The organism is Bacillus sp. JJ722 (assembly GCF_036963345.1).
Taxonomy (GTDB): Bacteria; Bacillota; Bacilli; order Bacillales; family DSM-1321; genus Bacillus_AD.
Genome location: NZ_JBALMO010000118.1, coordinates 2,246 through 4,976, shown reverse-complemented (window position 1 = coordinate 4,976; position 2,731 = coordinate 2,246). Strand labels below are relative to the sequence as shown.

The window sequence follows — 2,731 nt, the reverse complement described above, 5'->3', positions numbered from 1 at the left end:
TACGGAGCAAAGCGGGCGCTTGCGCTTTTCTTATGTTCAAGAGCCAATTTTGATATAACTAATAATCGATGGAGGAAGAACGAAAACCTCTATTAATCAAAGTTTTACATTATTGTTGTATAATAGTTATACAAAAATTTAATTCATAAAGGGGTAGCTCTAATGTTTGAATTATTGCCTTTGATGTTAGAGAGAGTGGGATTGTTAGTTATTCTTGCATTTCTATTATCGCGGCTAAAATCGTTTCGACAGATGATTCATAATGAGCATGGGAAGAAAGAAAAGGTCATTTTAATTTTGATTTTTGGTATTTTTGGTGTGATTAGTAATTATACCGGTATTCAAATAGAGGAAGGTCTCGTTAATTCGCATTTATGGCAAATGAATGTGGAACTTGAAGGCGCTTTAGCGAATACGAGAATAATGGGTGTAGCTATTGGCGGATTGCTCGGAGGACCGATTGTAGGGATTGGCGTTGGATTAATTGCTGGTATACATCGTCTTACGCTTGGAGGATTTACGGCGGTAGCATGTGGAGTATCTACTATAATAGCTGGTGCTGTGACAGGCATATTGGGTAAGAAATTTGATATAAAGAATAATATTTCTTATAGAAACGCTGTTATTATTGGAATTGTTATGGAAATATTTCAGATGGGTTTCATCCTTTTGATTGCTAAGCCTTTTTCGGCTGCGTTACATTTAGTAGAAATAATCGCTATTCCAATGGTTGTGATGAACGGATTTGGAACATTGATGTTTATGATTATTATTAAATCCATGGTGTCAGAAGAAGAGCGTACACAAGCACTTCAAACTCATAAAGCACTTCATATTGCACAACTAACCTTACCGCATTTTCGCAAAGGCTTGAATGAACAATCTTGTCAAAAGGTAGCTGAAATTATTTTTGAGGCCACGAAGGCTGATGCCATTTCGATAACGAATAATGAGAAGGTACTAGCTCATATTGGTGTCGGAGGAGACCATCATAGTCAAAAACAGAATATTTTGACCAAGTTGACAAAGAAGGTATTAGAGCAAGGGCAAATTATAATGGCAAAAGACCGAACCGAAATCGGATGCAATCATGCTAATTGTCCTTTGCAAGCTGCGATCGTATTACCGTTAAATGCTCATCATCAAACGGTTGGTTCATTGAAAATGTATTTCACAAATTCTGCTCGTTTAACGTCGGTCGAACAAGAATTAGCAGAGGGATTGAGTAAACTATTTTCAACACAATTAGAGTTAGCGGAAGCAGAGTCGCAACGTAAGCTATTGAAAGATGCGGAGATTAAAGCTCTTCATGCGCAAGTTCATCCTCATTTCTTATTTAATAGCTTAAACACGATATCAACTCTTGTAAGAAAAGATGCTGATAAAGCTCGTAGTCTATTAATTCAATTAAGCACATTTTTCAGGAGTAATATACATGGAGCAAGACAAATGCTTGTTCCGCTATCGAAAGAATTAGAGCATGTAGAAGCATATTTATCGATAGAGCAAGCTAGATTCCCAGATAAATATCATATTTGTATGGATATTGATCCGGTTTTGAAAGAAGTGCTAATTCCTCCATTTACGTTACAGCCGTTAGTAGAAAATGCAATTCATCATGCGTTTGTTAAGACGAAGAAAGGTAATGTGAATGTGCGTGTTTATTTAGAAAATGAACAAATGGTAATTATAACAGAGGATAATGGAATTGGAATCTCAGAAGACCAAGTAGGGAATTTAGGCAATACAACTGTACGTTCTCCAAAAGGAACGGGAACAGCATTAAGAAATATTAAGCAACGAATTGAAGAGATCTATGGAGACGAAGCATCGTTTGAAGTGTTAAGTCAAATCGGTAAAGGAACGAGAATCTTAATTCGATTGCCGTTAAAACAGAGTAAATGGAGTGAAGATGATGTTGAGAGCCTTTATAGTGGATGATGAGCCGCTAGCTAGAGATGAACTCACATATTTATTAAATAGATGTAAGGCCATTGAAATTGTAGGAGAAGCAGACAATGTGACAGATGCAATAGAGCAATTACCTTATATGGATGCGGATGTCATTTTTCTCGATATACAACTTGCTGAAGAAAGCGGTTTAGATTTAGCGGAGCGTCTTCAAAGTATGGTGGATCGACCGGAAATAGTGTTTGCAACAGCTTATGATGAATATGCGCTGAAGGCTTTCGAGTTGAGTGCATTTGACTATATTTTAAAGCCATTCGATGAAAATCGAGTTCATCAAACGATCTTGAAGTTGAAGAAAACAATTGAGAGTAAGCGAGGATACGGCATCACGGAAGAGGGAAAGAAAGAAGGACACTCCATTGAGAAATTAGCGGTGAATTTAGAGGATCGGATTGCGTTAGTTAATGTGAAAGATATTCTATACTTATCATCTGAAGAAGGAAAAACAATCATTGCTACAAGTACGATGAAATATGAAACAACAGAATCGCTAGTAGCATTTGAACGCAAACTAATGTACACATCATTGTTTAGAGTTCACAGAGGTTTTCTAGTAAATTTAGATCAAGTAAAGGAATTACAGCCGTGGTTTCATTCTACTTATAATCTCATTATGCAAGATGGCGCTTCAGTACCGGTTAGTAGAACGTACACGAAGGAGTTAAAAAAACGAATAGGGTTATAGTTTTGTTATTGTTTATGAAATTATATAAATTATTCGTTGTTGATTACTTTAAATAAAGTGATTCTACGTCCAGCT

General features: G+C 36.3%; 2 protein-coding genes. Both read left to right on the top strand.

The annotated features are described in order from the left end of the window. Window positions 1-162: 162 nt before the first annotated feature. A complete protein-coding gene (locus V7014_RS15285) occupies window positions 163-1,941 on the top strand; it encodes a sensor histidine kinase (protein ID WP_335508298.1) in 1,779 nt (592 codons plus the stop codon). Next, window positions 1,916-2,656: a LytR/AlgR family response regulator transcription factor gene (locus V7014_RS15280; protein WP_335508297.1), complete on the top strand. Its 741-nt coding sequence runs from the start codon at window positions 1,916-1,918 to the stop codon at window positions 2,654-2,656. Before V7014_RS15285 ends, V7014_RS15280 begins: the two co-directional genes overlap by 26 nt. The last annotated feature ends 75 nt before the right edge of the window (window positions 2,657-2,731 follow it).

Excerpts from the sequence above, each read along its gene's own strand:
- V7014_RS15285 (WP_335508298.1), top strand. The coding sequence starts at position 163 with ATGTTTGAATTATTGCCTTTGATGTTAGAGAGAGTGGGATTGTTAGTT.
- V7014_RS15280 (WP_335508297.1), top strand. The coding sequence starts at position 1,916 with ATGTTGAGAGCCTTTATAGTGGATGATGAGCCGCTAGCTAGAGATGAA.